This is a genomic window from Actinomadura sp. NTSP31 (assembly GCF_041951385.1).
Classification (GTDB): Bacteria; Actinomycetota; Actinomycetes; order Streptosporangiales; family Streptosporangiaceae; genus Spirillospora; species Spirillospora napierensis.
The window spans coordinates 392751-419003 of record NZ_JBGNUT010000001.1 but is presented as its reverse complement, the minus strand read 5'-3'; the positions used below and the strand labels follow the sequence as shown (position 1 = coordinate 419003).

Annotated in this window: 20 protein-coding genes; 8 read left to right on the top strand and 12 right to left on the bottom strand. The window is 72.4% G+C overall.

Annotation, left to right across the window (positions count from 1 at the left end; all coding sequences use genetic code 11):
- Positions 1 to 78: 78 nt before the first annotated feature.
- Both ACA514_RS01800 and ACA514_RS01795 read left to right on the top strand, forming a co-directional pair.
- Positions 79 to 1569 (top strand): alkaline phosphatase family protein, encoded by a 1491-nt coding sequence (locus ACA514_RS01800; protein ID WP_375039177.1) that lies wholly within the window; start codon positions 79 to 81, stop codon positions 1567 to 1569.
- A gap of 28 nt (positions 1570 to 1597) precedes the next feature.
- Entirely contained in the window at positions 1598 to 2797 is a 1200-nt protein-coding gene (locus ACA514_RS01795; RefSeq protein WP_375039176.1) for a hypothetical protein, read from the top strand.
- A 34-nt stretch (positions 2798 to 2831) separates the two neighbouring features.
- Here ACA514_RS01795 and nhaA read toward each other — a convergent pair whose 3' ends face one another.
- The 12 genes from nhaA to ACA514_RS01735 all read right to left on the bottom strand — a co-directional run bounded on the left by nhaA (position 2832) and on the right by ACA514_RS01735 (position 16655).
- Entirely contained in the window at positions 2832 to 4727 is a 1896-nt protein-coding gene (gene nhaA / locus ACA514_RS01790) for a Na+/H+ antiporter NhaA (RefSeq protein ID WP_375039175.1), read from the bottom strand.
- Positions 4728 to 4851: 124 nt separating this feature from the next.
- Entirely contained in the window at positions 4852 to 5445 is a 594-nt protein-coding gene (locus ACA514_RS01785; protein ID WP_375039174.1) for a hypothetical protein, read from the bottom strand.
- Positions 5446 to 5472: 27 nt separating this feature from the next.
- Positions 5473 to 6102, bottom strand: coding sequence for a CBS domain-containing protein (locus tag ACA514_RS01780; protein ID WP_375039173.1), 630 nt, complete (start codon positions 6100 to 6102; stop codon positions 5473 to 5475).
- Between the two features lie 30 nt (positions 6103 to 6132).
- On the bottom strand, positions 6133 to 7809 hold the full coding sequence (locus ACA514_RS01775; RefSeq protein ID WP_375039172.1) for an ArnT family glycosyltransferase: 1677 nt from the start codon (positions 7807 to 7809) through the stop codon (positions 6133 to 6135).
- 32 nt (positions 7810 to 7841) lie between these two features.
- Positions 7842 to 9569, bottom strand: coding sequence for a sulfatase (locus tag ACA514_RS01770; protein WP_375039171.1), 1728 nt, complete (start codon positions 9567 to 9569; stop codon positions 7842 to 7844).
- Between the two features lie 220 nt (positions 9570 to 9789).
- On the bottom strand, positions 9790 to 10938 hold the full coding sequence (locus tag ACA514_RS01765; protein WP_375039170.1) for an NDMA-dependent alcohol dehydrogenase: 1149 nt from the start codon (positions 10936 to 10938) through the stop codon (positions 9790 to 9792).
- Positions 10939 to 11257: 319 nt separating this feature from the next.
- Complete coding sequence (locus ACA514_RS01760; RefSeq protein WP_375039169.1) at positions 11258 to 11908, bottom strand: DsbA family oxidoreductase; 651 nt, start codon at positions 11906 to 11908, stop codon at positions 11258 to 11260.
- 38 nt (positions 11909 to 11946) lie between these two features.
- Entirely contained in the window at positions 11947 to 13020 is a 1074-nt protein-coding gene (locus ACA514_RS01755) for an alcohol dehydrogenase catalytic domain-containing protein (RefSeq protein ID WP_375039168.1), read from the bottom strand.
- On the bottom strand, positions 13017 to 13850 hold the full coding sequence (phnE, locus tag ACA514_RS01750; protein ID WP_375039167.1) for a phosphonate ABC transporter, permease protein PhnE: 834 nt from the start codon (positions 13848 to 13850) through the stop codon (positions 13017 to 13019). The genes ACA514_RS01755 and phnE overlap by 4 nt, the downstream gene beginning before the upstream one ends.
- Entirely contained in the window at positions 13847 to 14608 is a 762-nt protein-coding gene (locus tag ACA514_RS01745; protein WP_375039166.1) for a phosphonate ABC transporter ATP-binding protein, read from the bottom strand. The genes phnE and ACA514_RS01745 overlap by 4 nt, the downstream gene beginning before the upstream one ends.
- A 4-nt stretch (positions 14609 to 14612) precedes the next feature.
- The gene (locus ACA514_RS01740) at positions 14613 to 15521 is read right to left on the bottom strand and encodes a phosphate/phosphite/phosphonate ABC transporter substrate-binding protein (protein ID WP_375039165.1); all 909 of its coding nucleotides are present in this window, start codon (positions 15519 to 15521) and stop codon (positions 14613 to 14615) included.
- Between the two features lie 18 nt (positions 15522 to 15539).
- Positions 15540 to 16655, bottom strand: a complete 1116-nt coding sequence (locus ACA514_RS01735) for a TIGR03364 family FAD-dependent oxidoreductase (protein WP_375039164.1) — start codon at positions 16653 to 16655, stop codon at positions 15540 to 15542.
- 144 nt (positions 16656 to 16799) lie between these two features.
- Here ACA514_RS01735 and ACA514_RS01730 point away from each other — a divergent pair, with 144 nt between their 5' ends.
- The 6 genes from ACA514_RS01730 to ACA514_RS01705 all read left to right on the top strand — a co-directional run bounded on the left by ACA514_RS01730 (position 16800) and on the right by ACA514_RS01705 (position 26243).
- Positions 16800 to 17561, top strand: coding sequence for a GntR family transcriptional regulator (locus ACA514_RS01730; RefSeq protein ID WP_375039163.1), 762 nt, complete (start codon positions 16800 to 16802; stop codon positions 17559 to 17561).
- Positions 17558 to 18223: a phosphonatase-like hydrolase gene (locus tag ACA514_RS01725; protein WP_375039162.1), complete on the top strand. Its 666-nt coding sequence runs from the start codon at positions 17558 to 17560 to the stop codon at positions 18221 to 18223. The genes ACA514_RS01730 and ACA514_RS01725 overlap by 4 nt, the downstream gene beginning before the upstream one ends.
- A gap of 212 nt (positions 18224 to 18435) precedes the next feature.
- Entirely contained in the window at positions 18436 to 19410 is a 975-nt protein-coding gene (locus tag ACA514_RS01720) for an aminoglycoside phosphotransferase family protein (protein WP_375039161.1), read from the top strand.
- Between the two features lie 252 nt (positions 19411 to 19662).
- Positions 19663 to 22056, top strand: a complete 2394-nt coding sequence (locus tag ACA514_RS01715) for a tetratricopeptide repeat protein (RefSeq protein ID WP_375039160.1) — start codon at positions 19663 to 19665, stop codon at positions 22054 to 22056.
- 110 nt (positions 22057 to 22166) lie between these two features.
- Entirely contained in the window at positions 22167 to 23576 is a 1410-nt protein-coding gene (locus ACA514_RS01710) for a cyclic nucleotide-binding domain-containing protein (RefSeq protein WP_375039159.1), read from the top strand.
- Between the two features lie 165 nt (positions 23577 to 23741).
- Positions 23742 to 26243, top strand: coding sequence for a protein kinase (locus tag ACA514_RS01705; protein ID WP_375039158.1), 2502 nt, complete (start codon positions 23742 to 23744; stop codon positions 26241 to 26243).
- The last annotated feature ends 10 nt before the right edge of the window (positions 26244 to 26253 follow it).

The window sequence follows — 26253 nt, the reverse complement described above, 5'->3', positions numbered from 1 at the left end:
CGGCGTGCGTCCCGGCCCGGCTCGCCGAGCGCCGCGCGGATCCGCGAGGGCGCAGGTCAGGCGGGTTACGCTCGCGAAGTGATCTTGACTGGTGAGCGGCGCGGGGAGCGCCGCCCGGCCGGCCCGGGGGCGCCGCTGACGCGGCGGCGGCTGCTGTCGGCGGCGGGCGCCGCGACCGCCGCGGCGTTCGCCGCCGAGTTCCTGCCGCCGAACGTGCGCCGCGCGCTGGCCGCCCAGCCGGCGCGCCGCCGAGGCAGCCTCAAGGACGTCAAGCACGTGGTGATCCTCATGCAGGAGAACCGCAGTTTCGACCACTACTTCGGCACGCTCCCCGGGGTCGCCGGCTTCTCCGACCCGAACGCGATCACGCTGAGCACCGGGCGGTCGGTGTTCTACCAGCCAGACGACGTCAATGAGGCCGGCTACGTACTGCCGTTCCACCTCGACACCACCAGGAGCAGCGCGCAGGCCATCCCGTCCACCAGCCACGCGTGGAGCGTCCAGCACGCGGCCTGGAACAACGGGAAGATGGACGGCTGGCTGCCCGCGCACCGCGCCGCCGACGGCGACAACGCCCCGTACGTCATGGGCTACTACACGCGCGAGGACATCCCGTTCCACTACGCGCTGGCCGAGCAGTTCACCGTCTGCGACCGCTACCACTGCTCCGTGCTCGGCCCGACGTGGCCGAACCGGCTGTACCTGATGAGCGCGACCATCGACCCGGACGGCGACGACGGCGGCCCCATCACCGGCAACGTCGACCCGGAGCCCTACACCTGGGACACCTACCCGGAGGCGCTGACCGACGCGGGCGTGAGCTGGAAGGTGTACCAGGAGGCCGACAACTACGGCTGCAACATCCTGGAGCCGTTCGCCGCCTACCAGGACGCGCCGGTGAGCTCCCCGCTCTACAGGAACGGGATGCGGACGTACTCGGCGGGGCAGTTCGAGTACGACGCGGCGCACGACCAGCTGCCGACCGTGTCGTGGATCATCCCGACCAGCTACCAGTCCGAGCATCCGGACTACACCCCGGCGGCGGGCGCCGACTACGTCGCCGCCAAGATCGACGCGATCGCGTCCAACCCGGACGTGTGGGCCAAGACCGTCTTCATCCTGAACTACGACGAGAACGACGGGCTGTTCGACCACGTCCCGCCGCCGGTCCCGCCGCCCGGCACCGACGGCGAGTTCGTCGACGGCGTGCCGATCGGCGCCGGGTTCCGGGTGCCGTGCGTCATCGTGTCGCCGTGGACGCGCGGCGGCTGGATCGCGAGCGAGCCGTTCGACCACACCTCCCCGCTGCGCTTCCTGGAACGGGTCACCGGCGTGGAGATCCCGAACATCAGCGACTGGCGCCGCGCCGCCTTCGGCGATCTGACCTCGGCGTTCGACTTCGGGGGACGGTCCGCCGGGCAGGGCGCGCCCCCGCGCCTGCCCGGCACCAAGAAGCCCCTCGCCGACGCGGTCGCCGGCGTCACCTCCCTGCCCGCGCCCGCGCTGCCGGGCGCCGAGCAGGCCCCGCCCGTCCAGGAGCACGGCCCGCGGCCGCGGCCGCGGCGCTGAACCGCACCGACAGCGACAGGAGACCGAGATGGTGCGAGGCCTGCGAGGACTGAGCCTGACCGCCGCCGGAACCGCCGCCGGGGCCGCGCTGATCGCGCTGCCCGTCGCGGCGTCCGCGCTGACCGGCCCGGACCCGGGCTCCGGCCCGTCCGACGAGCAGGGCGTCCAGCCGGGCGCGCCGTCCTGGGCGCCGTTCGTCCCGCCGGCGCCGCGGCCGGCGTCCCCGCCCGCGGTGCCCACGCTGCCGCCGGTCCCGCAGGTGCCGCCCGCGCCGTCACCGTGGGGGCGCAGCCAGCCGAAGGAGACCGGCTACACCGCGTACGTCGCGCTGGCCGGGAGCGGCCGGGTCGCCCGGGTGGACGTCGCGACCCACACCGTCACCTCGACCGCGATCCGCGCCGACACCGCCGAAGGCGTCGCCGTCACCCCGGACGCCAGGAAGGTGTACGTCGCCGTCACCGGCCAGTACCAGGTGATGGCGGTGGACGCCGCCTCGCTGCGGACGACCCCGATCGTGGTCGGCGCCTTCCCGCAGGACGTCGCCGTGTCACCGGACGGGGCGCAGGCGTACGCGGCCGTCACCGGCGGCGACACCGGTGACGGCGGATCCAGCGCGGTCGCGGTCATCGACACCCGCACCGACACGGTGACCCGCCGCATCGACGTCGGCGCGGCGCCGCGCCGGGTGGCGTTCGCGCCCGACGGCGGGCACGCCTACGTGGCGACGGCGCGCGGCCTCGTCGTCATCGACACCGCTAAGGGGACGGTCACCGGCAGGGTCGCCGGCATCCCGGACGCGCAGGGCGTCGCGGTCGGCCCGGACGGCGACCGGGTGTACGCGACGCAGCCGGACGCGAACCTGCTGTACGTGGTGGACGCCGCGAACCGCAAGGTCACGCGCAAGGTGAAGGCGGGCGCCGAACCGTGGGCCGTCACCGCCACGTCGGACGGCCGGAAGGTCTACGTCGCCGACATGAACTCCGACTCGGTCGGCGTCTACGACGCCACGGGCCGCAAGCACCTCGGGGACGTGCCGGTGGGCCGGCTGCCCGCCTCGGTCGAAGCCGCGCCGGACGGCTCGGAGGTCTGGGCGGGCAACGACATGACCGGCACCGTCTCGGTGATCGACACCGGCGACGACAAGGTCACCACGACGATCCGCGGCGGTGCGCGGAACGAGACCCTCGGCGCGAGCCCCCTCGACATCGCCTTCGTCCGCAACCCCTGACGAACGCGCGTTCACTCGCCGTGGCCCAGCGAGGTCAGGCGCCGATGGCGGCGCGTTTGCGGGCGATGTGGACGGCGTGCCGCAGGCTCTCCAGGTCGTAGGCGCCCTGGTGGCGGCGGCCGTTGACGAAGAACGTGGGGGTGCCGGACACGCCGCTGAGGTCGGCGGAGTCGACGTCCTCGGCGACCCGGCCGGCGCCGGCGCCGCGGCGCAGGTCGTCGCGGAACCGGGCCGTGTCCAGCCCGAGGTCGCCGGCGTACCGGACGAGGTCCTTGGGCTGCAGCGCGTCCTGGTGGGCGAACAGCAGGTCGTGCATCTCCCAGAACGCGCCCTGCGCGGCGGCGGCCTCGGCGGCCTGCGCCGCGACCTGCGCCTGCGGGTGGACGTCGTTGAGCGGCAGGTGCCGCCACACGTACCGGACGTCGCCCTGCCCGGCCAGCAGCTCGCGGATCACCGGCTCGGCCTGTCCGCAGTACGGGCACTCGAAGTCGCCGTACTCGACCACGGTGACCGGCGCGCGGTCCGGGCCGCGGACGTGGTCGCGGTCGGGGTCGACCGGCGCGGCCAGGTCGATCACGCTCTCCGCGGTGCCGAGCAGCGCGACCACCCGCGGCCGGGCCGGCAGCAGCGCCGTCACCCGCACCACCAGCCAGGTCACCGCGGACGCCAGCAGCGCCGCCGACAGGATGCCGACCTTCGCCTCGGCGAGCCGGTCGCCGGTGAACGCCAGCGTCGCGATCAGCAGCGCGGCGGTGAAGCCGATCCCGGCGATGGCGCCGCCGCCCCCGACCGCCGCCCAGCCGACCGGCGGCTTCAGCCGGCCCCGGCTCACCGCCGACACCAGCCACGACAGCCCGAGGATCCCGATCGGCTTGCCGACCACGTAGCCGGCCACGATGCCCAGCGTCACCGGCGAGGCGAACGCGTGCCGCAGGAACCCGGCGCTGATCGGGATCCCCGCGTTGGCGAGCGCGAACAGCGGGACGATCACGTAGCTGGTCCACGGGTGGTACAGCTGCTGGAGCCGCTCGTTCGGGGAGATCGCGGCGGCGACGCCGGTCCGCGCCGACCGGGCCAGCTCCGGGGTCGGCTGCTCGCGGAACAGCCGGAACACCTCGCTGGCGCGCTCCAGGTCGGTGCGCGCCGCCGGGTACGCGTACGTCAGCAGCCCCATCGCCAGCCCGACGACGACCGGTTCGACGCCCGAGGCGTTCAGCGCGAGCCACGCGCCGATGCCGAGGACCGCGTAGACCGGGAGATGGGCGACGCCCGCCGCGCGGACCGCCAGCGTCACGGCCAGCACGCCGACGGCGGTGAGCAGCGGGCCCACCTTGACGTCCTCGCTGTACACGGTCGCGATCACCAGCAGCGCGACCAGGTCGTCGACCACGGTGACGGTGAGCAGGTAGGCGTGCAGCCGGCCGGGGAACCGCTTGCCGACGAGGGTGAGGACGCCGAGCGCGAACGCCGTGTCGGTGGACATCGCGGTGCCCCACCCGTGCAGGGACGGCCCGCCCGCGTTCACCGCGAGGTAGATCGCCACCGGGACGACCATGCCGCCGATCCCGGCGGCGAGCGGCAGCGCGAGCCGGCGGCGCTCGCGCAGCTCGCCCATGTCGAACTCGCGGCGCGCCTCCAGCCCGACGACGAAGAAGAACAGCGTCATCAGCCCGCTGTTGATCCACTCCCGCAGGTTCATCGCCAGGGCGTGCCGCCCCGCGCGCAGCGACGCCTCCGTCCCCCAGAACGCGTCGTAGGACGAGCCGGAGGCGTTCGCCCACACCAGCGCCGCGATCGTCGCGGCCAGCAGGACGACCGCGCCGCCGGTCTCGGTGCGCATGAACTCCCGCAGCGGCGTCTGCAGGTTGCGGGCCCACGCCGTCCGGTCCGACAGCGGTCCGGCGGCCGGGCCCTCACGGTGTTCCGTCATCGCAGCATCGTCACCCGATCGTCCGGCGGCACTGCGGGCCGCGGTCGGTCGACCGGCCCCGACCAGCGCATACCCCATGATCGCCGGCCTGGAACCGGCGCCGCCCGGCGCGCGCCCGCGCGGGTCAGCCGATGTGCGGACGGTCCAGCCGGGCCCACGCGGTATCCCACATCTCCTCCCGGCCGCGGTCGCAGCGCCGCCGGACCACCAGGTAGACCGCCAGCGGCGGCAGCGCGGCGGCGCCGACGGCGGCCGCGCCGGCGAAGACCGCGCCCGCCACGGTGTCCGCGCGGTCCTGCGGCCGCGGTGTCTTCTCGCCGCGGTCGTCGACCCAGATCCGCCGGACCGTCCCCGGCCTGGTCTTCCTTCCCGCGGGGATCACGGCCGTGTGCGCCCGGCCGTCGCGGGTGGTCCAGGCGAGCCGGGCGTAGGAGTACCGCTGCTCGCCGCTCTGCTCCTCGATGCCCGTGACCCGGGCGGTGATCCGGTGGTGCGCGGCCGACTCCGCGCGCTCGGCGTGCACCCCGGCCCCGTAGGCCAGCGACGCCGCGCTCGCGCAGGCGGGCGGCGCCGCGATCGCGAACGCGGCGGCGGCCCCGATCCCGACGGCCCGCTGCCGGCGGTCGACCTCCCGGCGCAGCGGGTTGCCGTCGAACCCGAACCGGCGGCGCAGCCGCCGCAGGGCCGCCGCGACGCGGCGCGGACGAACGCTGGTCATGGCTCCCTCCCGATGGGATCCATGATCTCAGCCCGGTCCGCCGCGGGCTCCGCCGGGCTCCGGGGTGCGCACCGAGACCCGGGTGACGCCGGGCACGGTGCGGGCCAGCACGTCGGCGACGCGCTGCGCCGCCTCGTCGGCCGGCCCGGTCAGCACCACCACCCCGTCGCGCACCGACACCTCCCAGGCGTGCCCGCCGGGACCGTACTCGGTGATCGCGGCCAGCACGTCGTCCCTGATCCGCGCGTCGCCGCGGGCCAGCAGCGCGATCAGGTCGCGGCGGCTGACGATGCCGACCAGCACGGCCCCGTCCAGCACCGGGACGCTCTTGTGCCGCGTCCGCATCATCGTCTCGGCGAGCGCGGCGACGTCGGTGCCCGGGCGGGCGGTCTCCACCTCCCGCGTCATGACCTCCGCCACGGACCGCGGCGGCGGCCCGGCGGAGGTCGCGACGGGCCGGGAGAACGCCCGCGGGTCGGCCTCGAACGCGCCGTGCAGCAGGTCCATCTCGCTGACGATCCCCGCCAGCCGCCCGTTGTCGTCCAGGACGGGCAGCGCCGTGATCTCGTGCTCGTGCAGGACGCGGGCGGCCTGGCGGACCGTGGCCGTCCGCGGGACCGTCACGACCGGTGAGGTCATCGCCTCTCGGACCAGCATGGCGTCCTCTCCTTCGACGTGTCGTCCTGTCTACATCTCCCGCACCGGACCGCGCATGCGCCGCACGGGCCACCGCGGCGGGGGCCACCGCAGCGGGGGCGCCGGCCGCCGGTAGATGGTGATGGTGTGGCCGACCTCGTCGATCGGTTCGCTCGTCCTGATGAGGGCGAGTATGCGGGGATCGCCCTTGGCGATCCAGCTGTCCGACACCGCGAGGATCCCGCGGACCCGGTCCGGCGGGACGGCGAGCGGGTCGGAGGCCGCGATCCCGTAGCCGGACGGGACGCCGCTGCCCTTGTAGGCCAGCCAGACCGGCTCCCCGGCGTACCGGTCGCGGAGGCGGCCGGCGAGGCGGCCGAGGTCCTGCCCCCAGTCCGCGTTGGAGTCGTGCAGCCGCAGGTGGGTCTTGGACGGCCCGCCGAACGCCTCGTTGGAGTACGGCAGGTAGTACGGGAACGTCCGGACCGAGCTGACCGCGGCGAACAGGACCAGCCCGACTGCCGCCACGGGCGCCCACCGCCACCGGACGGCGACCGCGCAGCCCGCCGCGACCGCCAGCAGGATCGGGACGAAGATGGCGTACCGGACGCCGAGGTCGCGGGATCCGGCCATCGCGGCGGCCAGCAGCACCGCCGCGGGCAGGAGCACGTACGGTGCCGCCGGGCGGAGCCGCCGCACCGACACCATCGCCGCCGCGCCCGCGAGCCAGAGCGCCAGCATCCCCAGCGGCGTCTTCACCAGGAGCGCGGCCGGCAGGTAGTACCAGAGCGATCCCTGGTAGTGGCGGCCGAACAGGAACCCGGTCCACGTCGCCTCCTCGAACCCGAACTGGATGCGCAGCCCGTCCCGGTACGGGCGGGGGAACGGCAGCGCGCCGGCGGCGAGCCCGCGAAGCCCGCCGACGGACGGAACGCCCGGCGGGGCCGTCCACCGCAACCGCGGATCGACGGCGAGGTAGCTCGCCCACACCACCGCGACCGCGATCACCGCGACCCCGGCCACCGCTGCGGCACCGCGCAGGATCGCCTTCAAGGCCGTCTTGTCCTCGCCCCGCCGGTACGCGGACCACGCAGGGACGGCCGCGAGGGCCAGCAGCACGGGAACGGCCGCGAGGGTGCTCATCTTGGTGGCGAGCGCCGCGCCCAGCGCCGCCCCCGCGAGCGGCAGGTACGGCCACGGCCGGTTCCGCGCCCGCCACAGCAGCCACACCGAGGTCAGGACGAACCCGGCCGCCGGCACGTCCAGCGTGGCCAGCGACCCGTGCGCGACGACGTCCGGTGAGAACGCGTACAGGCCCAGCGCCGTCAGCCCGCCGGCCGCGCCGGCCAGGTCACGCGCGAAGGCGAAGACGACCAGGCCGAACAGCAGCGTCAGCATGATCATGGGAAGCCGGGCGGCGAGCATCACCCGGTCCGGGTCGTTGCCCGACCCGTACAGCAGGTGCCGCCCGACCGCCTCCTGCGGCCCGGTGTAGGACCGGTCCAGGCGGACGCCCGCCAGCTCCGGCCCGGCCCCGATGACCAGCTTGCCGAGGGGCGGGTGCTCCGGGTTGTCGCGCAGGTCGTGCTCCCGCAGGTAGACCAGGGACGCGCCGGCGTACACCGGCTCGTCGATGGTCGGCGTCTGCCGCACCGCCGTGGTGACCATCGCCGCCGCCATCGCGGCGAGCAGCGCCACCACGGCGAGCGCCACCGCCAGCGACCTCATCTCCCCAAGGTCCCACCATCGGGGGCCCGAGGTCACCTGTGCGACGCCGCCGGCGCGGAAGGCGCGGAGGGCGTGGAGCCGAACGCGGTCAGGAAGCGGTCGCGGAACGTGCTCATCGGCCAGACCGGCGAGGTCCGCGCCGGACGCAGCCCGTCCTGCCAGCCCCACCCGGAGATCCGGTCCAGCACGGCCGGGTCGCGGGCCACGATGGTGACCGGGACGTCCCGGCTCGCGTGCTGCCCGGCGATCGTCGGCGCGGGCTGGTGGTCGCCCAGGAAGACCAGCACCGTGTTCTTCGACCCGTAGGTCAGCATGTAGGACACCAGCGTGTTCAGCGTGTACTCGATGGACTTGCGGTACTCGCCGCGGATCCGGCCGGACGACGGCCAGCCCGCGTTCTCGCCCTTGCCCATCCCGGCGAACACCGACCCGTCGCCCACCGTCCTCCAGTCGACCAGGCTCGGGATGTTCGCCCACGGCGCGTGGCTGGACACCAGCGCCAGCTCCGCCATCACCGGCGCCCGCTTCGGCGCGCTCAGCTCGTCGCGCTGCAGCGTGTTCAGCGTGTACTGGTCCGGCATGGTCGCGTAGCTGAACCGGGGGCCCTTGTAGCCGAGGTTCCGGTCGTCGTAGACCTTGTCGTAGCCGTAGAACGACGCCTCCGGCCACGACCGGGTGATCGCCGGCTGGACGGTGAGCGTCCGCCAGCCCGCCTCGCCGAACGCCCGGGTGAGCGTGAACCGGCTGCTCGACGTCAGCGTCCGGTACCGCTGCTGGTTGTCGATCCACAGCCCGGACAGCAGCGTCGAGTGCGCCAGCCAGCTCCCGCCGCCCGCCGTCGAGGAGGTGAGGTAGCCGCTGCGGGCGCCGAACCCGGCCGCCTTGAGCCGCTGCGTGCCCGCGTCCAGCGCCGCGTCCACCCGCGGCGCGTACTCCGGGTGCTCGACGGCCGAGCGTCCGTAGCTCTCCACGAACGCCAGCACGACGTCCTTGCCGCGCAGGCCGGTCAGCATCTGGCTCGGGGGCGTGTGCTGGAAGGCGTCGACGGAGGCCTGCTTGGCGAACACCTCGCGGTCGTTGAGGCTCGACCGGACCTGCCGCGCGTGGTCGTAGGCGAGCTCCGCGGCGCTTCCGGATGCCAGCGGGACGCCGGGGACGAGCTGCGCGCCCAGCGCGCCGCACGCGACCCACGCCGTCCCGAGGACCGCGACCGTCCTGCCCGTCGCGGTGCGATGCCGGGCGGCCAGCCGGGTCAGCCGCAGCACCGACAGCGCCATCAGCACCGGCACGGCGATGACCAGCAGCACGATGAGCGCGGTCAGGCCGATGGCGGCCGGCCGTCCGGCGGAGGTGTCGACGAACTCGAACCCGGGCCGCAGGAAGCTCCAGTCGAACACCGGGTTGAACGGCCGGACCAGGACGGCGTCGAAGCCGATGTCCAGCACCTTGAAGATGACCACCACACCGAGGAGGGCGCCGAGCGGCGCCGCGACCCACCGCCGGGCCCGATCGGGCAGCACCAGGACCAGCGCCGCGGTGAGGAGCGCCTCGACCGGGATCCGGACGAACTGCCCCGGCGTCAGCCGGTCGAACCGGTCCGGCGCGTCCAGGGCGAACAGCACCAGCAGGCACGCCAGCGTGGTCGCCGTCCATGCCGCGACGCGCCGCAGCCGGCTCCGCGCGGGCGGGTCGTCCGGGCCCCGCGCGGCCCCGTCCTCGCGGTCCGCGCTCGCCGAACGGAACGCATGAAACACCGACATCTCGGTTCTCCCCAGCCTGGCCCGTGACTGCGTGCGGCCGTCCGGGGGCCCGGATTCGTTCCCGGGCGCCGCGGCCACATCCGGGTGTACGGCCCGGAGGCCCTGATCGGTTCAGGTCGGGGAGCGGCGCGGGGGCGCCCCGGCGCATGCGAAGGCCGCCCCGGACGCGTCCCCGGGGCGGCCTTCGCAGGTCCGATCGGCGCGGCGGCGCCGGCCGGGATCAGTACGTGATCAGGCCGCGGATGTTCTTGCCGTCCCGCATGTCCTGGTAGCCCTGGTTGACCTCGTCCAGGGTGTAGGTCTTGGTGATCAGCTCGTCCAGCTTGAGCTTGCCCTCCTCGTACAGGCGGAGGAGGCGCGTGACGTCGCGGCGCGGGTTGGCGTTGCCGAAGATGCAGCCGACCAGCTCCTTGCGCTGCATCGCCAGGTCGAACAGGTTGAGCTTGACGTCCTCCTGCATGACCGGCGCGACGGCCGTGACGACGCCGCGGCCGCCCTTGGTGACCATGCCCATCATCGGGCCGATGAGGTCGCCGGTGGCGGTCCCCACGGTCAGGATGACCTTGTCGGCGTTGGCGCCCCAGGTCATCTCGGCGACCATCGCCTGCGCCTCCTCGATGGAGGCGGCGCCGTGGGTCGCGCCGAAGGTCGAGACGGCCTTCTCCCGCTTCCACTCGACCGGGTCGACCGCGATGACGTGCCGGGCGCCGGCCAGCGCCGCGCCCTGCACCGCGTTCATGCCGATGCCGCCGATCCCGATCACCACGACGGTGTCGCCGGCGCGCACGCCGGCGGCGTTGACCGCCGAGCCCCAGCCGGTGGTGACGCCGCAGCCGACCAGCGCGGCCTTGTCGAGCGGGATCCAGTCGTCGATCTTGATCACGGACGACTCGTTGACCACCGTGTACGGCTCGAACGTCCCCGTGCAGCACATGGTGCCGAGGTCCTCGCCGTTCTTGGAGTGGTGCCGCGAGGTCATGTCGCTGATCTGCCGGCCCGACAGCAGGAAGGCACCGAGGTCGCAGATGTGCTGGCGGCCCTGCGCGCAGGAGGGACAGCGGCCGCACGCGGGGATGAACGACAGGACGACGTGGTCGCCCTCCTTCACCGAGGTGACCCCGGGGCCGACCTCCACGATCTCGCCGGCGCCCTCGTGCCCGCCGATGACCGGGAACTGCTTCCAGCCCATCAGGTCGGCGATCTCCTTGTCGATCACCATGTCGCCGGTGACCATGTGCTCGTCGGAGTGGCACAGGCCGGACGCCGCGAGCTTGACCTTGACCTCACCGGCCTTGGGGTCGTCGAGTTCGATGTCCTCGACGCTCCACTCGGTGTTCTTGTCCCACAGGATCGCCGCTCGAGTCTGCACAGGGCCCCCTCGCTGGTTCGGGCTGAAGATTCGTCCAAAAATAGACGTTTTCCACCCCGCCTGTCGACATCCGAATCGGATTATGTTTCATGTTCCGGACGGGGTTCCGGTCGCGCCGCTGGACAGGCGTCCAGGTCGCCGCTTTCGCAGCACCTTCTGAGATCACCGTCCTACCGCGCGACCACACCGTCCGCAGCCTCGGCCACCGGGCGGGCGAGCTGTGAGGCCCCGGTGACGGCCACGTCCGCCGCACCCCGAACGCGCCGGCCGGGCCACCGTCCAGGCCGATCCGCGCGCTCCCGGCCCGCTGGGCGCGCGCCTAGGTGCCGGCGTCGGACCAGGCGCGGTCGAGGACCTGCGCGAACGCCTCGGCGGGCTGGGCGCCGGAGACGCCGTAGCGGCGGTCGACGACGAAGAAGGGGACGCCGGTCGCGCCGAGCCGCTGCGCCTCGCGCTGGTCGGCGTCCACCTCGGCGGTGAACTCACCGGACGCCAGGGTGGCGCGGGCCGCCTCCGGGTCGAGCCCGGCCTCCGCGGCGACGCCCACCAGCGAGTCGTGGTCGAAGATCGAGCGCCCGTCGGTGAAGTGCGCCTTGTAGAGGGCCTCCACGACGGCGTCCTGGACCCCCTGCCCGCTCTGCACGCCCGCGAGGCGGACGAGCCGGTGCGCGTCGGCGGTGTTGCCCACCTGCCCGCCGTCGAGGTGGTACTCCAGCCCGACCCCGGCCGCGCGCTCCTCCATCTGCCGGTTCATCTCGACGGCCTGATCGCGCGTCATGCCGTACTTCCCGGCCAGCATGTCCGCCACGTCCTCGGTCTTGCCGCTCGGATAGGACGGGTCGAGCTGGAACGCCCGGTAGGCGACCTCGACCCGGTCGCGGTGCGCGAAGCCGTCGAGCGCCCGCTCGAACTGGCGCTTGCCGATGTAGCACCAGGGGCAGATCACGTCGGACCAGATCTCGACACGCATGGGGCACCTTTCTCAGGACGGCTGACTGTGTGCAACGCTCAGCGGCCCTGATCGATTTCCCCAGGGGCGACTCCTACGCGGATCGAGCCGGACCGTGCGGCCTCCTGGAGCGCGGCGTCCAGGTTCTCCAGCGGGTGGACGGCGCCGAGCAGCGCGTCCAATGGCAGCCGGGCGGCGGCGGACTCGGTCCAGGCGGCGGCCTCGGCGAGGTGGGCGGGAGCGTAGTTGTGCACGCCCCGCACGGTGAGCAGGCCGCGCACCAGGTCCTGCGCCTCCCAGTCCAGCGGCGCGCCGGGCGAGACGGTCCCGGCGAGGACGATGGTGCCGCCGGTCGCGGTGCGGGCGACGGCGTCCCGGGCGGCGGCGGGCGCGCCGGACAACTCGATGTAGACGTCGGCGGGCGGCGGCTCCGCCGTGAGGCCGACGGTGTTCGCGGCGCCCATCAGCTTCGCGGTCGCGCGGCGTCCGGCATCGGGGTCGACGACCGTGACGGCGGCGCCCCGGTCGGCGAGCATCGCGGTCGCCAGCAGGCCGAGCAGTCCCGCGCCGCATACCGTGACGTTCCGGCCGCCCACCCCAGCGCCCCCGGCGGCGACGGCCGCGACCGCCGTCGCGGTCGCGCAGCCGAGCGGCGCCGCCAGTGCCGCGGGCAGGTCCGGCGGCACCACGGCCAGGGGAGTGCCGGCGCGCACGCGCACGTGGGTGGCGTAGCCGCCCGACAGCGGCCCGGCCTCCGCCAGCGGCACGTGACCGTACTTGAACAGCCGCTCGCACTTCTGCGGCAGATCCCGGCGGCAGCGCACGCACTCCCCGCACGCCGCGTAGATGCCGATCGCGACCCGGTCACCGACGCCGACGGCCCGGTCGCGGACGTCGCGCGGGGGCGGCCCGTCCCCGAGGCGGACGACCCGTCCGACGATCTCGTGGCCGAGCACTCCGGGCGCCGGCCCGGGCCGGCGCCCGGAGACGGTGTGCAGGTCCGAGCCGCAGATCGTCGCGAGCTCCACCTCGACCAGCGCCTCGCCCGGGGCGGGTTCCTCGGGGCGCGCCGTCACGGCCTGGTGGCGCCCGCCCGCGCCGGGCCAGACCATCGCGACCGCATCGGCGGTCACGGCGCGAGCCTTCGCCGGACGAACGAGCTGAGCAGGTCCACCACCACGACCAGGACCAGCACCATCAGGATGTAGGTGAGCATCTGGTCGAACCGGAACTCCTGGATCGACTGGTTGATGAGGAAGCCGATGCCCCCGGCGCCGACCAGGCCGAGCACCAGCGACGCCCGCACGTTGACGTCCAGCCGGTACAGCACCAGCCCGACCAGCTGCGGCACGCACGCCGGCAGCACCGCGTGCGCGACCAGCTGGGTGCGGCTCGCGCCGGCGATCCGCAGCGCCTGCGCCGGGCCGTCGTCGACCTCCTCCATCGCCTCCGACCACAGCTTGCCCATCACGCCGGTGTTGTTGCAGACCAGCGCGAGCACGCCGGCGAACGGGCCGAGCCCCACGGCGGTGACGAAGATCAGCGCGAACACCACGTCCGGGACGGCGCGCAGGAACGACATGACCCCGCGCGCGGCCTGGTAGACGGCCGCGTTGCCATTGACGGCGCGCGAGCCGAGCGCGCACAGCACGATCGTGAACGGGATCGACAGCGTGGTCCCGAGCAGCCCGATCCACAGCGTCACCAGGCAGGCATGCAGGCCGTCCTTGACGACCGGGTCCCAGGCGAGATCCGGCGGGACCGCCTCGGACACGAAGCGGACCATGCCGTGCCAGCCGTCGGCGAGCAGGCCGAGGTCCATGTCGGTGCCGATCCACGCGGCGACGTGCAACGCCACGAGCACCGCGATGACGGCGCCGCCGGTCACGAGCGTGCGGGGGCCGCGCCGCCTGCGCGGGACCGGCAGCCGCTCCGGGGCGCGTTCGGTGACGAGAACGCTCATGAGTGGACCTCCTCGTCCGCGACATAGAGAGAGGACACCTGGTCCTGGGACACCTCGCCGGCCGGCCCGGCGAAGGCGATCCGCCCGCCGCGCAGGCCGACCAGGCGGTCGGCGTGCCGGCGGGCCAGGTCCGGCTGGTGCAGCACCGCCGCGACCGCGATCGACTCCGCCCGGGCCAGCTCGGTCATCACGGTCATCACGTTCTCGGCGGCCGACGGGTCCAGCGCCGAGACCGGCTCGTCCGCCAGCAGCACCTCCGCGCGCTGGCACAGGGCGCGGGCCAGCGCGACCCGCTGCTGCTGCCCGCCCGACAGCGCGGCGACCCGTTCGTGCGCCCGGTCGGCCAGGCCGACCCGGTCCAGGCACGCCATCGCCTCCTCGCGCAGTTCGCGGGGGAACGCGACCGGCGCCCACGAGCGGCGCAGCGGCAGCCGGCCGAGCGCGCCCGCGCAGACGTTGTCCAGCGCCGAGCGCCGCCGCACCAGGTGGATCTGCTGGAACACCATGGCGACGCGGGTGCGGGCCCGGTCGGCCGCGCGGGACCCGTCGAGCAGGTCGTCACCGAACACGCCGGCCCGCCCCTCGTCCGGGCGGACGAGACCGACCACGCACTTCAGCGCCGTCGACTTGCCGGACCCGTTGGCCCCGAGGAGCGCCACCACCTCCCCCGGGGCCACGTCGAGGTCGAAACCGGACAGCACCGTGCGGCCGCCGAAGGACTTGCGCAGGCCGCGGACCGTGAGCGCGTTGGCGGTCATCGCGCTACAGGTTCTTCTCGGTGAGGCCGAGGGTCGAGGCCAGGTCGAACAGCGGCTGATAGGTCTGCCTCGTCACCGGGACGAGCGGGCCCGGCTCGACGTCGAGGAACCGGCCCGCCTTCGCCACGTCCTGCGGGGACAGCGAGGTCAGCGCGGACACCAGCTTCGTCTTGAACGCCGGGTCCAGGCCCTTGGCCACGGTGATCGGGTCGTTGGGGATCGGGTCGGACGCCCAGACCTGCTTGTACTTCGCGGCGTCGAACTGGTGCCCGTCCGTCGAGGTCGCCTGCTGCTGGGTGTTGATCTCCGCCGCGTCGACCTTCCCGTAGGTCAGCGCGAGCAGCGACTGCGGGTGGCCGCCGGCGTACTGCAGCTTGACGTCGGTCTCCTTCAGGCCCGCCTTCCTGATGGCGTAGCGGGGCAGCGCGTCGCCCGACGTGGAGCCCGCGTCCGACAGGGCCAGGGTGCGGCCCTTGAGGTCCGCGATGGTGCCGATCGGGCTGTCCTTCTTCACCCAGATGCCGGCCTTGTAGGTCGACACCGAACGATCGGGGTTGCCGAAGGACACCACCGGCTCGGCGCCGGTGCGCTGCGAGGCGAACACGAACCCGAGCGGGCCGAACTGCGCCATGTCGAGCTTGCGGTTCTGCAGCGCCAGCACCTCGGCCGAGTACCCCTGGACGATCTGCACCTCGACCGGGCAGTCCAGCTTGGCCTCGAGGGCCTTGCCCAGGGTCTTGTAGGCGGGCGTGAGCTTGGCGGCGTCCTCGAACGGCTCGACGCCGAAACGGATCTTGCCGCCGGGGCAGGACCCCTTGGCGGCGTCGGACGAGCCGTCACCGCAGCCCGTCAGCAGGAGGGCGGCCGCGGGGACGAGCGCGGCCAGCGCGGCGGAAAGCCGAAAACGGCGCATGGAAAGGCCTCTCATAGGTCAGAACAGCGAATCCAGGACGGCGGGGGCCAGTCCGTGGGCGATGGTCATGCCGATGCCGGAGGTGACCGAGACGGCGCGGACGCCGCCGGCCACCTCCACGTCGAGCACCCCGGCGGGCGACGAGGCGTACTGGCCCCGCCAGCGCCGCAGCACCCGCAGCGACGGGGCGCCGAGCAGCCGCGCGCCCTCGCGCAGCAGCAGCCCCGCCGTCTCCTCGTCGTCGAACGGCGCATGGGTGGGGGAGTAGTGGTGGGTGTCGCCGAGCACGATCGCGCCGCCAGGACGCTGGGTGAACATCAGGTTCACCCCGGCGTCCAGCAGCCCGGGCGCCTCCGCGGCGACCGCCTCGCGCAGCGCGGCGGTCGACGGCTGCGCGGCGAACCCGCCGTAGCGCAGCAGCGACAGCCCGGTCAGCACGCCCGGCGCGACCCGGACGCCGCCGGGCGGCGCGACCTCCAGCATCCGCAGCAGGCAGCGGGTCATCCCGGCGGCGTCGGCGACGTCCGGGAGCAGCCGGTCGAGGTCGTGGCCGACCGCGAGCACCGTCCGGGCGGCCCGGACGTCGCCCCGCGAGGTGCGCACCAGGCCCGGCTCCACCGACAGCACGCTGGTGCGCCACGCGATCGGAACGCCCTGCCCGGCCAGCCAGCCGGCCAATGCGGGGATCACCGTCGGCGAGTCCAGCCGCAGGTCCAGCGGCAGATGCGCACCGCCCAACGCCCCGGCCACCCGCGCCTGCCCCGCGACGGCGTCCGCGTCCAGCATCCGGACCTGCTCGACGCCCCGCACCGCCGCGAACTCCTCCAGCACGGCCATCTCCTCGGGCCGCCGCGCGACCACCACCGTGCCGGCCTCGACGACGCCGAAGCCCGCCTTGGCGGCCAGCCAGAGCCAGCGTTCGCGCGCGGCCAGCGCGTACCGGAGCGCGTCGCCGTCCTGGGCGGTCACGCAGACATGGCCGAAGTTGCGGATCGAGGCGCCCGCCGCGAACGCGTCGCGGTCGACCACCGCGACCGACAGCCCGCGCAGGTGCGCCTCGACGGCGTGCGCGAGCCCGACGACGCCGGCGCCGACCACGAGCAGGTCCACGGGAGTGGCAGGAAGGGGGGTCATGGCCCCGAGACTCGGGGCCCGGCGGACCGCCCGTCAACCACCCAGGACGACTTGTACAAACAAGTTAACCGCCCGTTCACCTGCGAAAACAAAGACGCTTCCGCACATTGACAGGGTCGCCGCCGACCCTTGTATGGTCAGCCCATGCCGTCGGGATCACTGCACGCCAAGCTCGCCGACGCGCTCCGGGAGCGGATCGCCTCCGGCGCGCTCGCCGTGGGGGAGCCGCTGCCGTCCGAGGCCCGGCTCGTCGCGGAGTTCGGGACCTCCCGCGGCACCGTCCGGCAGGCGCTGTCCACCCTGCGCAACGAGGGCCTGATCGAGGGCGGCCAGGGCCGCCGCCCCGTCGTCCGGCGCCGCCCGATGGGCCAGCCGTTCGAGACGTTCCTGTCCTTCTCCGCGTGGGTCGAGCGCTCCGGGCACCGGCCCGGGCAGCGCACCATCGAGCTGGCCCGGCGCGGCGCCGACCCGGTCGCCGCCGGCGCGCTCGGGCTGGAGCCGGGCGAGCCGGTCATCGACGTGCTGCGGCTCCGGCTGCTGGACGACGAGCCGGTCATGCTGGAGCGCAGCACGTTCGTCCTGGACATCGGCCTGCTGCTGTTCGACTTCGATCCCGACGCGGGCTCCATCTACGCGGGCCTGCTGGCCCGCGGCGTGGAGATCGTCGCGGCCACCCACACCATCGACGCGATCGCCGCCCCCGCCGACGACGCCCGCCTGCTCGGCGTCGCCAAGGGCGCCCCGCTCCTGCGCGAACGCCGCGCCGCCCGCCTGGCGGACGGCCGTCCCGTCGAGTACGGCGACGACCGCTACCGCCCCGACCGCGCCACCTTCACCATCGCCAACGAACGGGCGCACCACCTCGCGCTGGTGCGCACCGTCCCCGAAACGGGAGAAGCCCTGTGACCTTCGAACTCGCCGCCCTCGACATGGCCGGCACCACCGTCCAGGAGGGCGGCGCGGTGTACGCGGCGCTCGACCAGGCCGTGGCGGCCCACATCGGCCGCCCGGTCCCCGCGGACGCCCTGCACCGCTGGACCGGCACCAGCAAGCGCGAGGCCACCGCCGGCCTGCTGACCGAACTGACCGGAACCGCCGCCGACACCGACACCGTCTACACCGACTTCACCCGCCGCCTCACCAAGGCCTACGCGGACGTCCCTCCAACGCCCCTCCCCGGCGTCACCGAGGCCATCGCGGAGCTGCGCGCCGCCGGCGTGAAGGTCGTCCTGCAGACCGGCTACTCCCGCGACATCGCCGAGTCGATCCTGGACGCGCTGCACTGGACCGTCCCCGGCACCGTCGACGGCCTCGTCACCAGCGACGAGGTCCCCGCGAGCCGCCCCGCCCCGTACCTGATCTTCCGCGCGATGGAGCTGGCCGGCGTAACGAGCGTGCACCGCGTCCTCGCCGCCGGCGACACCCCCAACGACCTGGCCGCCGGCCACAACGCCGGCGCCGCCTACGTCGTCGCGGTCACCACCGGCGCGACCACCCCCACCGACCTGGGCCGCCACCCCCACACCCACCTCCTGAAGTCCGCCGCAGAACTCCCCACCCTCCTGTAACCACGCCCCGATGCCCTGGAAGGAGGACCCGCCGCACCTGTGCGGCGCGGGGGAAAGCGGTGCGTGGGAAACGAACTAGCGGACAATTTGCTCGCCATTCCTGCCGACCCGGCGTGTAGCCCCCGATCAGGCACCTGGTCTGCGATGATGCCCACCGTCGAGCATCGCCCGAAAAGGGGGAGCACCGTGACGAGGGCGGCACGCGGTTGAACGTGGAGGTCAGGGCGGTCATCTCCGGGGAGTGGTCCCGGATTCTCCGGCACCACTACGGCATGCGCTGGTCGGCGCGCACCACCCGTGTGAAACACCATGGCGAGCATCACTTCGTCCGCACGCTCCGCCGCCGCTACGTACTGTCCCGCTACGGTTTCAGCACCGAGGTTCCGCACTACCGGCACCAGTTCCACATCATGACGGCGCTGCGGGAGGCGGGCTTCGTGTTGGCGTGCCCGCCGGTCGACACGGTGTCCGGCGACCCGGCGGTGGAGCGCGCCGACGACTACTGGATCCTGCGGGCCTTCACGCCGCATGACGGGTTCGAGAGCTGGCACGACGAGCGCACCGTCATCAGCTCCGCGCGCACCCTCGCCGCCCTCCACGAGACCGGTGTGCACTGCCCTGCTCCGGTCATCGGCCCCGCCGACGCTTCCGACGCGCTGAACTGGTCGGTCGTCCGGGTCATGGACAGCTTCGACCTCCTGCTGGCGCGGTCCGGCCATGAGCGGCTGCCGGAGGACGACCGCCGCGAGTTCCGCACCGCCGTGGAGACGCTGCGCGCGACCGCCGCCGAGGTCTTGCCGTCGGCCGAGGAGGCCGGGCTCTCGGGCGTGACCCATGGCGACTACCGGCCTGCGAACGTCCTGGTCCGCGGCCGGGAGGTGGTCAACGTCCTGGACTGGGAACGCTCGCGCCACGATCACCACCTGCACGACGCGGCTTTCGCCGCACTGCAGTTCATGGTCACCTGCCCCTGCCCGTGCCGCCGGACCGGGGACGTCGCGGCCACGCGCCTGTTCATGCGGGAGTACCTGACCGCCCGCCGCGTCCGGTTGCCCGAGACGGTGGCGTGGATGCTCGGTTTCGTCGTGGTGCGACGCATGCTGTTGAACGGTCGCACGCCTGAGCGCGTGCGTCTGTTCCGTTCTCTCGGCCGCACGGGGCTGACGGATCCGCACTCTTGGAAGTAGTTTGTTCCGATTTGGCGGGTTCGTGGCGGGGTATCTGCTCGACAGGGGACGGGCATTGGGAGAGATCTCATGGTCGCAGCTGCCGACCGACACGGGTTACCGGCCACACCCGCCGGCGGGGAGATCCGTTTCGGCGGGGACGCGATCGCCGGCAACAAGATCGTCAACATTGGGCCGGCCGCTGCGGCGCTTCCCCGCCAGCTCCCGAGTGAGGATCCCTGCTTCCGTGGCCGAAACGCCGAATTGTCGGCCATGGACGCACTTCTGGGCGACTCCCTGCGCGGCGGGGCGCCGCTCGTCATCGTCCTGCAGGGAATGCCGGGCGTCGGCAAGACCGCCCTCGCCGTCCAGTGGGCCCACACGGTCGCGCCCTGCTTCTCCGACGGGCAGCTCTTCCTGGATCTTCGCGGCCACAGCGCGGACGCGGCCATGGAGCCGCGGGAGGCCCTCGACCGCCTGCTGCGCGGGCTCGGCGTCCCGGGTGAGCTGGTGCCGGCCGAGGTGGAAGCGCAGATCGCCCTGCTCCGTTCGCACTTCGCGCGGCGGGCCATGCTGCTCGTCCTGGACAACGCCGCGGGTTCCGACCAGGTGCATCCGCTGCTGGCCTCCGGCCCGCGTTGCGTGACGGTGGTGACGAGCCGCAAACGGCTGCCCGGGCTGATCGTGACAAGCGGCGTCCATACCCTCGACCTGAAGGTGCTGCGCCCGGAAGAGGCCTTCGAGGTCGTCGCCGCCGTGCTGGGGCAGGACGAGGCGTCCGCCCAGCCCGCGGCCGTCTCCGACCTGACGGAGCAGTGCGACTACCTGCCGTTGGCCCTGCGCCTCGCGGCCGCCAACCAGAGGGTCCGTCCGCACAGCACGGTCGCCGACGTGGTTCGCGAACTGAGCGAGGGCAACCGGCTATCGGCGCTCGCGCTCGACGATGACCTCTCCTCCAGTGCGGTACGGATGGCGTTCGACTTCTCCTACCGGGAGCTGACCCTCGAGCAGAAGCGGGGGTTCTGCCTCCTCGGACTCGTCGCGGGCACGGAGTTCGGGCCGGACGCGGTGACGGCGCTGCTCGGCCGCGATGCCGCCACGACACGGCAGATCCTGCGCGGGCTGGCTCTGGCGAACCTGATCGAGCAACCTGCGCCAGGGCGGTTCCGCCTGCACGACCTCCTCGCCGATTACGCATGTGAACGCCTGCGGTCGGAGGAGCTCACGCAGCAGCGGACGGCGGCCCGGCGCCGCCTGCAGGACTGGCTGCTCGACACGGCGCAGGACATGGCGCAGGCGATCAGGCCGCGGTCCCGGTCGGGTGCCTGTCCCCGCCCGCCCAGCCTCGAGAACGCCCTGGACTGGTACGAACGGGAACGGCGGTTGCTCGTGGCGACCACGAGGCAGGCGGCGCTCAACGGCTCCCGAAAGATCACCTGGCAGCTCGCCGAGGCGCTCTTCACCTTCCTCGACCTGCGCGCCTACACCCTGGAGAACCTGGAGGTCCATCAGTACGGCGCCGAGGCCGCGGAACTCGCCGAGGACGACGTCGCATTGGCCACCATGCTGCGCCACCTGACCTGCATCTACAGGGAACAGGGGCGCTACGGGAAGGCCATCAGGGTGGGGGAGCGGGCCCGTGCGCTGTTCGTCGCCCGCGAGGAGCAATGGGCGGTCGCCGAGAGCATGGCGACCCTGGCCAGCGTCTACTGGCGCTGCTCCGACTACGACCAGGTCCGGCAGCTGATCCACGGTGCCCTGCTCATCCGGCAGCGGCTGGGCGACCGCAGGGGAGAGGCCGACTGCCTGAACGACCTCGCGCGCATCCACCGGCGCCTGGGCCACTGCACGGACGCTCTTCGCTGCGACCTGGAGGCGCTGGACCTCCGCCAGGAACTCACCGATCGTTACGGCGAGGCCAGGTCCTTCCTGAACCTCTCCCGGGTCTACTGCCGGATGGGGCTGCACGGCCGGGCGCTGGAGGCGGCCGAGAGCGCGATGGCGATCTGCGAACAGCTGGGCGCCCAGAAGGACAAGGCCCTGGCGCTCTGCAGCATGGCCAACGTCCTCCGGCACCTGGGCAGGCCGGAGGAGGCCGAGGAACCGGCGACGGAGGCGCTGTTCATCCAGATCAGGGTCGGTGACAGCCGCGGCGAGACGGCCACGAGGGACAACCTCGCGCGGATTCGCCTCGCGCTCGGTGATGTGGAGGGCGCGCTCGAGCACGCCCGGCTGGCGCTCAGCATCGACATGCAGCTGTCCGACCCCTACGGGATCGCGTTGCGGCGTCACACCCTCGGGCAGATCAAGGCTTCCGCGCACGACCACGAGGCGGCCATGGGCGACTTCGAAGCCGAGTTGGTGCTGCGCCAGGAGATCGGTGATGTGCGCGGCACGGCGACGACCTTCATAGCGATGGCCTCGTTGTGGGAGGACATGGGCCGGGGCGGAAAGGCGATCGAGTACGCCGAACGCGCCGTCGCGATCGAGCGCAGGTACGACAACGCCTTCGCGTTGGGGCGGCGTTTGGCCCACGCGGGGTCCGTGGTCGCCCGGTACCAGGGGATACGGGCCGCCCGGCCGTACTGGGAGGAGGCCTGTGGCCTGCTGGCGGACGTCGATCCGTCGGCCGTCCTCGTCATGCACGGCCGCCTCGGGGCCGCTTGACCCGAGCCGGAGGGGAGCGAGGAGACGGGAACTGTGCTCCATGACGTCGTGGCTTCCGCGGGGTGGGCGGACGATGCCTTCAGGAGCGTGTTCGCGGGAGGAGGAAAGGGATGGCGGGGTGGCAGCCGGCGCGTCGCTGGGAACATCCTTCGAAGGAGAGCTTCTGGATGTCCCTCACCGCTGCGGAACGCGAGGAGATCGAGGACGCCGCCAAAAGCCGCACCTACGGGCGCGGCGCGCTGCTCTGCGAGGAGGGGGCGCACTCCGACCATGTGATCGTCATCAGGTCGGGCTGGGCGAAGGTGGCACGGCACGAAGACGGACACGAGCAGATCGTCACGGTCCGCGGTCCCGGCGACATCGTCGGCGAACGGGCCGCCCTGACCCGGCGTTCCCGTTCGGCGTCGGTCACCGCGCTCGGTGCCGTCCGAGGACTCGTGCTCCGGGCGTCCGACTTCCAGGAGTGGCTGCGGGCCCGCCCCCGGGTGCGGAGCATCCTGGAAGGTCAGGAGCGGGAGAGGCTGGTCGAGGACGACGAGCAACTGTTCGGCGACGATCCGGCCGGGGTGGAGCACCGGCTGGCCTACCTGCTGAGCGAGCTCGCGTTCCGCCGCGGTGAGCAGACCTCTGCGGCGACGACGCTGAGCCTGCCGATGTCCTGTAGAGACATGGCGCGCTGGGTCGACGCCAAGCGGAAGGACGTCGCCCAGGTGCTCGAGGACTGGTGCCGCGACGGTGTCGTGTCGACGGCGCCCCGGCAGGTGACGGTCGAGGACGCGCAGACCCTCGACGAGCGGTGCCGTGGGCCGGCCGAACCGGCATGGTCGTCGCTCCACTGCTCGATCCTCTACACGGACGTGGCCGGGTTCAGCGCCTCCTGCCGGAACGAGTCGGACCGCCGTGAGGTGCGGACCGTCTTGTACGACGTGCTCCAGCGTGCGTTCGAGGATTCCGGCGTGTCCTGGTCCTCGTGCTACCACGAGGACCGCGGTGACGGAGTCCTGGTGATCGTGCCCCCGGAGATTCCCACGCGCGCCGTCGCCGACCCCCTGATCGCCTGGCTTGGCGTAGGCCTGCACCGGCACAACCGCAGGGCGAGCCCGGCCACCGGCGTCCGCCTGCGCGTGGTGCTGCACGCCGGCCGGGTGACATGGGACGAAGAGGGGCTCAGCGGGGACGCGATCATCCACGCCGCCCGCATGCTCGACGCCGCCCCGCTGCGCGACGCCCTCGAACGGACCGGCGCGGATCTGGCGTTCATGGCGTCCGACCCGGTGTACACGACGGCGGTTCGCTCCGATGTCGGCCTGTTGGACGCGGCCTCTTTCAGAATGGTCGACTTCGAGGTGAAATCATCGCGCATATCGGCCTGGATCTACGTCCCCGACAGAGTCGGTCCGCCCTCGACGGAACCGCCTCAGACGGCCGCTTCCGGTCAGCCGAGCGGCACGCACTTCCATGGCACCGTTCACGTCGACGGAGATCTCGTGGCTGGCAACAAGCTCATTAACGGCACATAGGCGGCCCGACGTCGCGCTCGCCTGATCGCGGCCGTCCCCCTAGGCAAGGCATCGCGGAACCGGAGGCACGGTAACGAGGCTGCGGCTCGCTGCGAAGAGCCTCATGTGGCGGGCCGCCTTCGAGGCGGCCGAGTTCGGGCCGCATGGATACCGAAGGTGCATTCCATGGTCGACCATCCGGAACTGAGACTCCTCCTCGGACAGGCCATAGACAGCGTTCACACCATCATCGACGAGGAGCACACCGACCCGGCCGCCGTACCGGACGGCGGTGCGCCCGCGACACCGCTCGGTGCGGGCGGTTCGAGCACGGTCTACCTCGCCTCCTACCGGGGAATGCAGAAACGGGCGATCAAGTTCCTCACTCTGAACTACCTTTCCGGGCGGACCGGTTATCGGAAGACCGACTTCCAAAGCACGTTCAACCGCGAGCGGGTGTTTCTCTCCACGCTGGCTCACGGGCACATCGCACGACTTCACGACTTCGGCACCCACAGGGACGAGTCGGGGACCGAGTGGCAGTACATCGTCACCGACCACATCGAGGGACGGGAACTCGTCCCGACGCTGGAGGAGGAGACGGTGTCCTCGCGAGACGCCTACCGCCTCGTCTGCCACGTCCTCCGTGCCGTCGACTACATGCATTCGATGCGGGTGCTCCACGCTGACATCAAGTGGGAGAACATCCGATGCCGACGTTCTCCGGCAGGACCGGAGGCGGTGGTCCTGGACCTGGGGACGGCACACTTCGTGCCGGACGTCGAACACGGAGGGCAGCAGTTCCTGCCGCTGGACCCGGCCGCCCGCGTCCGGTTCATTACCACGGGACGGATCCTGCACGCCAAGCACCGAGAGTATCGCGACCGGGTCGTCGACAAGGAGGCCGTGCAGGCTCTGTTCCCATTGCACGACATCCATGCGATCGGCGTCCTGTTCGAGGAGATCGTCGCCCGGCCGGCGATCGTTGCCAAGTTCCGTGACGAGATCGGCGACGAGGGGCTCCATGCGCTGCGGAGCATGATCCAGAACATCGAACAGTCACCGGTCGACGGGTACTACGAGAGCGTGCGCCGGATACATGACGACTGGCACAAGCTGCGCAGGGCGCATCTGGCGCCGGTCGGGGTCCCCGAGTTGAGCCTCGCCGCCGAGTTCAAGTACTCCGTACCGACCTCGGCCGGACGGGAGGTCATCACCCCGAGGCTCGCGCCGCTGGTGAGCCACAAACTCTTCCAGCGCCTGCGGAGAGTGCCCCAACTCGAGATGACGCTGATGAAGTATCCGGGAGCGACCCACACCCGCTTCGCCCACTCGATGGCCGTTCTGCGGAACACCAGGTACTACCTGGCGCATCTCCTCAATGACACCAACTTCCGCCTGCTGGCGGAGAAGTCCGACCTCGAGGCCACGATCCTCATCGCCCTGCTCCATGACGTCGGCCATTACCAGCTGAGCCACATGTTCGAGGACTATGCGAGCAACCAGCGAGGTGATGTGACCGTCGGGCCGTGGAAGAAGGTTCCCTTCGACATCCCCTCCGACGACGACCTGTTCTGGTGCGTCATGGACCCGGAGTTCGACTCTCCCGTGCGGGGCGGCTACGGCCGGCGGATCGAGGACGCTCGCCGGCGTAGCGAGGCGGAACTCGGGCTGGAGCCCGCTCCGACGCTGGCCCGGCTCGTCCAGGACAACTTCGGGCCCAGGACCTACGATTCGATGCTGCGCATCCACCACGCGATCTACCGGCCGGGGACCTATCCGGAGACCAGGGCGGTCCACCACGTCCTCGGCGCGGTCCTCTCGTCGGACGTCGACGCCGACAAGGTGTCGTACCTGATCGAGGACGCTGATCGCTCGGGAGTCAACTTCGGTGCCGGGGTGGACCTCGACGGCCTCCTGGGCGCCCTGCGGATGCCGGTCCTGTCGGATATCCGCGACAGGCCCACGATGGCCATCACGCAGAAGGGGCTCGCAGCCGCGCAGTCCATCGCGGTCAGCAGAAATCTCATGGTCGGGCAGGTCTACTGGCATCACAACAACCGTGCCGCGACAGCGATGATCAAGTACGTGATCGCCCGGCTGCTCCAGCGCGAAATATTTTCGATGCCCGATTACATTGAGCAGACCTTCTTCCTGGAATACGACGCGTGCCTGCGGCATCTGTTCGACGGCTTCCAGGCGGTTCGCGGGCCGGAGGAGTCGAATCCGATCGCCGGACTGCTGGAGGGCGAGCGTCGCGTCTACAAGACCGTGTTCTCCACCGTCCGGCTGGACAGGGAGGACAGCGAGCACATCAGCACGGCGCTGACGAAGAAGCGGTTCGATGAGATCATCCAGCTTGAGGCGGATTTGCGGGAGGTCGTGCGGAACACCTCGGGCATCAGTGACCTGAAGAGCGGCGAGGTCCTGGTCGACGTACCGCTCAAGGAGCGTGAGCGCCCGTCCGGCGAGCGAGGAGGGCGCGTTTTCGTGTACAACGACCTCCTCTCGGAGGAGGGCAAGGAATTGCGTTCGTACACTCCCTTCCTTGAGCACATCAAGGAGCAGCACATACGCGAGAACCGGGTCTGCCGTGTATTCGTCTCACCTCGTGTCGCGGCGTCCGAATACTACGAGCGTGTGACGAAGGAAGTGCGCGAGATAATGATCGACAAATACGGCGTCTAGGGGAGCTTGC

What these genes read in the sequence shown, in the direction of transcription:
- ACA514_RS01795 (WP_375039176.1), top strand. Translation starts at nt 1,598, where the DNA reads ATGGTGCGAGGCCTGCGAGGACTGAGCCTGACCGCCGCCGGAACCGCC.
- nhaA (WP_375039175.1), bottom strand. Translation starts at nt 4,727, where the DNA reads ATGACGGAACACCGTGAGGGCCCGGCCGCCGGACCGCTGTCGGACCGG.
- ACA514_RS01785 (WP_375039174.1), bottom strand. Translation starts at nt 5,445, where the DNA reads ATGACCAGCGTTCGTCCGCGCCGCGTCGCGGCGGCCCTGCGGCGGCTG.
- ACA514_RS01780 (WP_375039173.1), bottom strand. Translation starts at nt 6,102, where the DNA reads ATGCTGGTCCGAGAGGCGATGACCTCACCGGTCGTGACGGTCCCGCGG.
- ACA514_RS01775 (WP_375039172.1), bottom strand. Translation starts at nt 7,809, where the DNA reads ATGAGGTCGCTGGCGGTGGCGCTCGCCGTGGTGGCGCTGCTCGCCGCG.
- ACA514_RS01770 (WP_375039171.1), bottom strand. Translation starts at nt 9,569, where the DNA reads ATGTCGGTGTTTCATGCGTTCCGTTCGGCGAGCGCGGACCGCGAGGAC.
- ACA514_RS01760 (WP_375039169.1), bottom strand. Translation starts at nt 11,908, where the DNA reads ATGCGTGTCGAGATCTGGTCCGACGTGATCTGCCCCTGGTGCTACATC.
- phnE (WP_375039167.1), bottom strand. Translation starts at nt 13,850, where the DNA reads ATGAGCGTTCTCGTCACCGAACGCGCCCCGGAGCGGCTGCCGGTCCCG.
- ACA514_RS01745 (WP_375039166.1), bottom strand. Translation starts at nt 14,608, where the DNA reads ATGACCGCCAACGCGCTCACGGTCCGCGGCCTGCGCAAGTCCTTCGGC.
- ACA514_RS01740 (WP_375039165.1), bottom strand. Translation starts at nt 15,521, where the DNA reads ATGCGCCGTTTTCGGCTTTCCGCCGCGCTGGCCGCGCTCGTCCCCGCG.
- ACA514_RS01735 (WP_375039164.1), bottom strand. Translation starts at nt 16,655, where the DNA reads ATGACCCCCCTTCCTGCCACTCCCGTGGACCTGCTCGTGGTCGGCGCC.
- ACA514_RS01730 (WP_375039163.1), top strand. Translation starts at nt 16,800, where the DNA reads ATGCCGTCGGGATCACTGCACGCCAAGCTCGCCGACGCGCTCCGGGAG.
- ACA514_RS01715 (WP_375039160.1), top strand. Translation starts at nt 19,663, where the DNA reads ATGGACGCACTTCTGGGCGACTCCCTGCGCGGCGGGGCGCCGCTCGTC.
- ACA514_RS01710 (WP_375039159.1), top strand. Translation starts at nt 22,167, where the DNA reads ATGGCGGGGTGGCAGCCGGCGCGTCGCTGGGAACATCCTTCGAAGGAG.
- ACA514_RS01705 (WP_375039158.1), top strand. Translation starts at nt 23,742, where the DNA reads ATGGTCGACCATCCGGAACTGAGACTCCTCCTCGGACAGGCCATAGAC.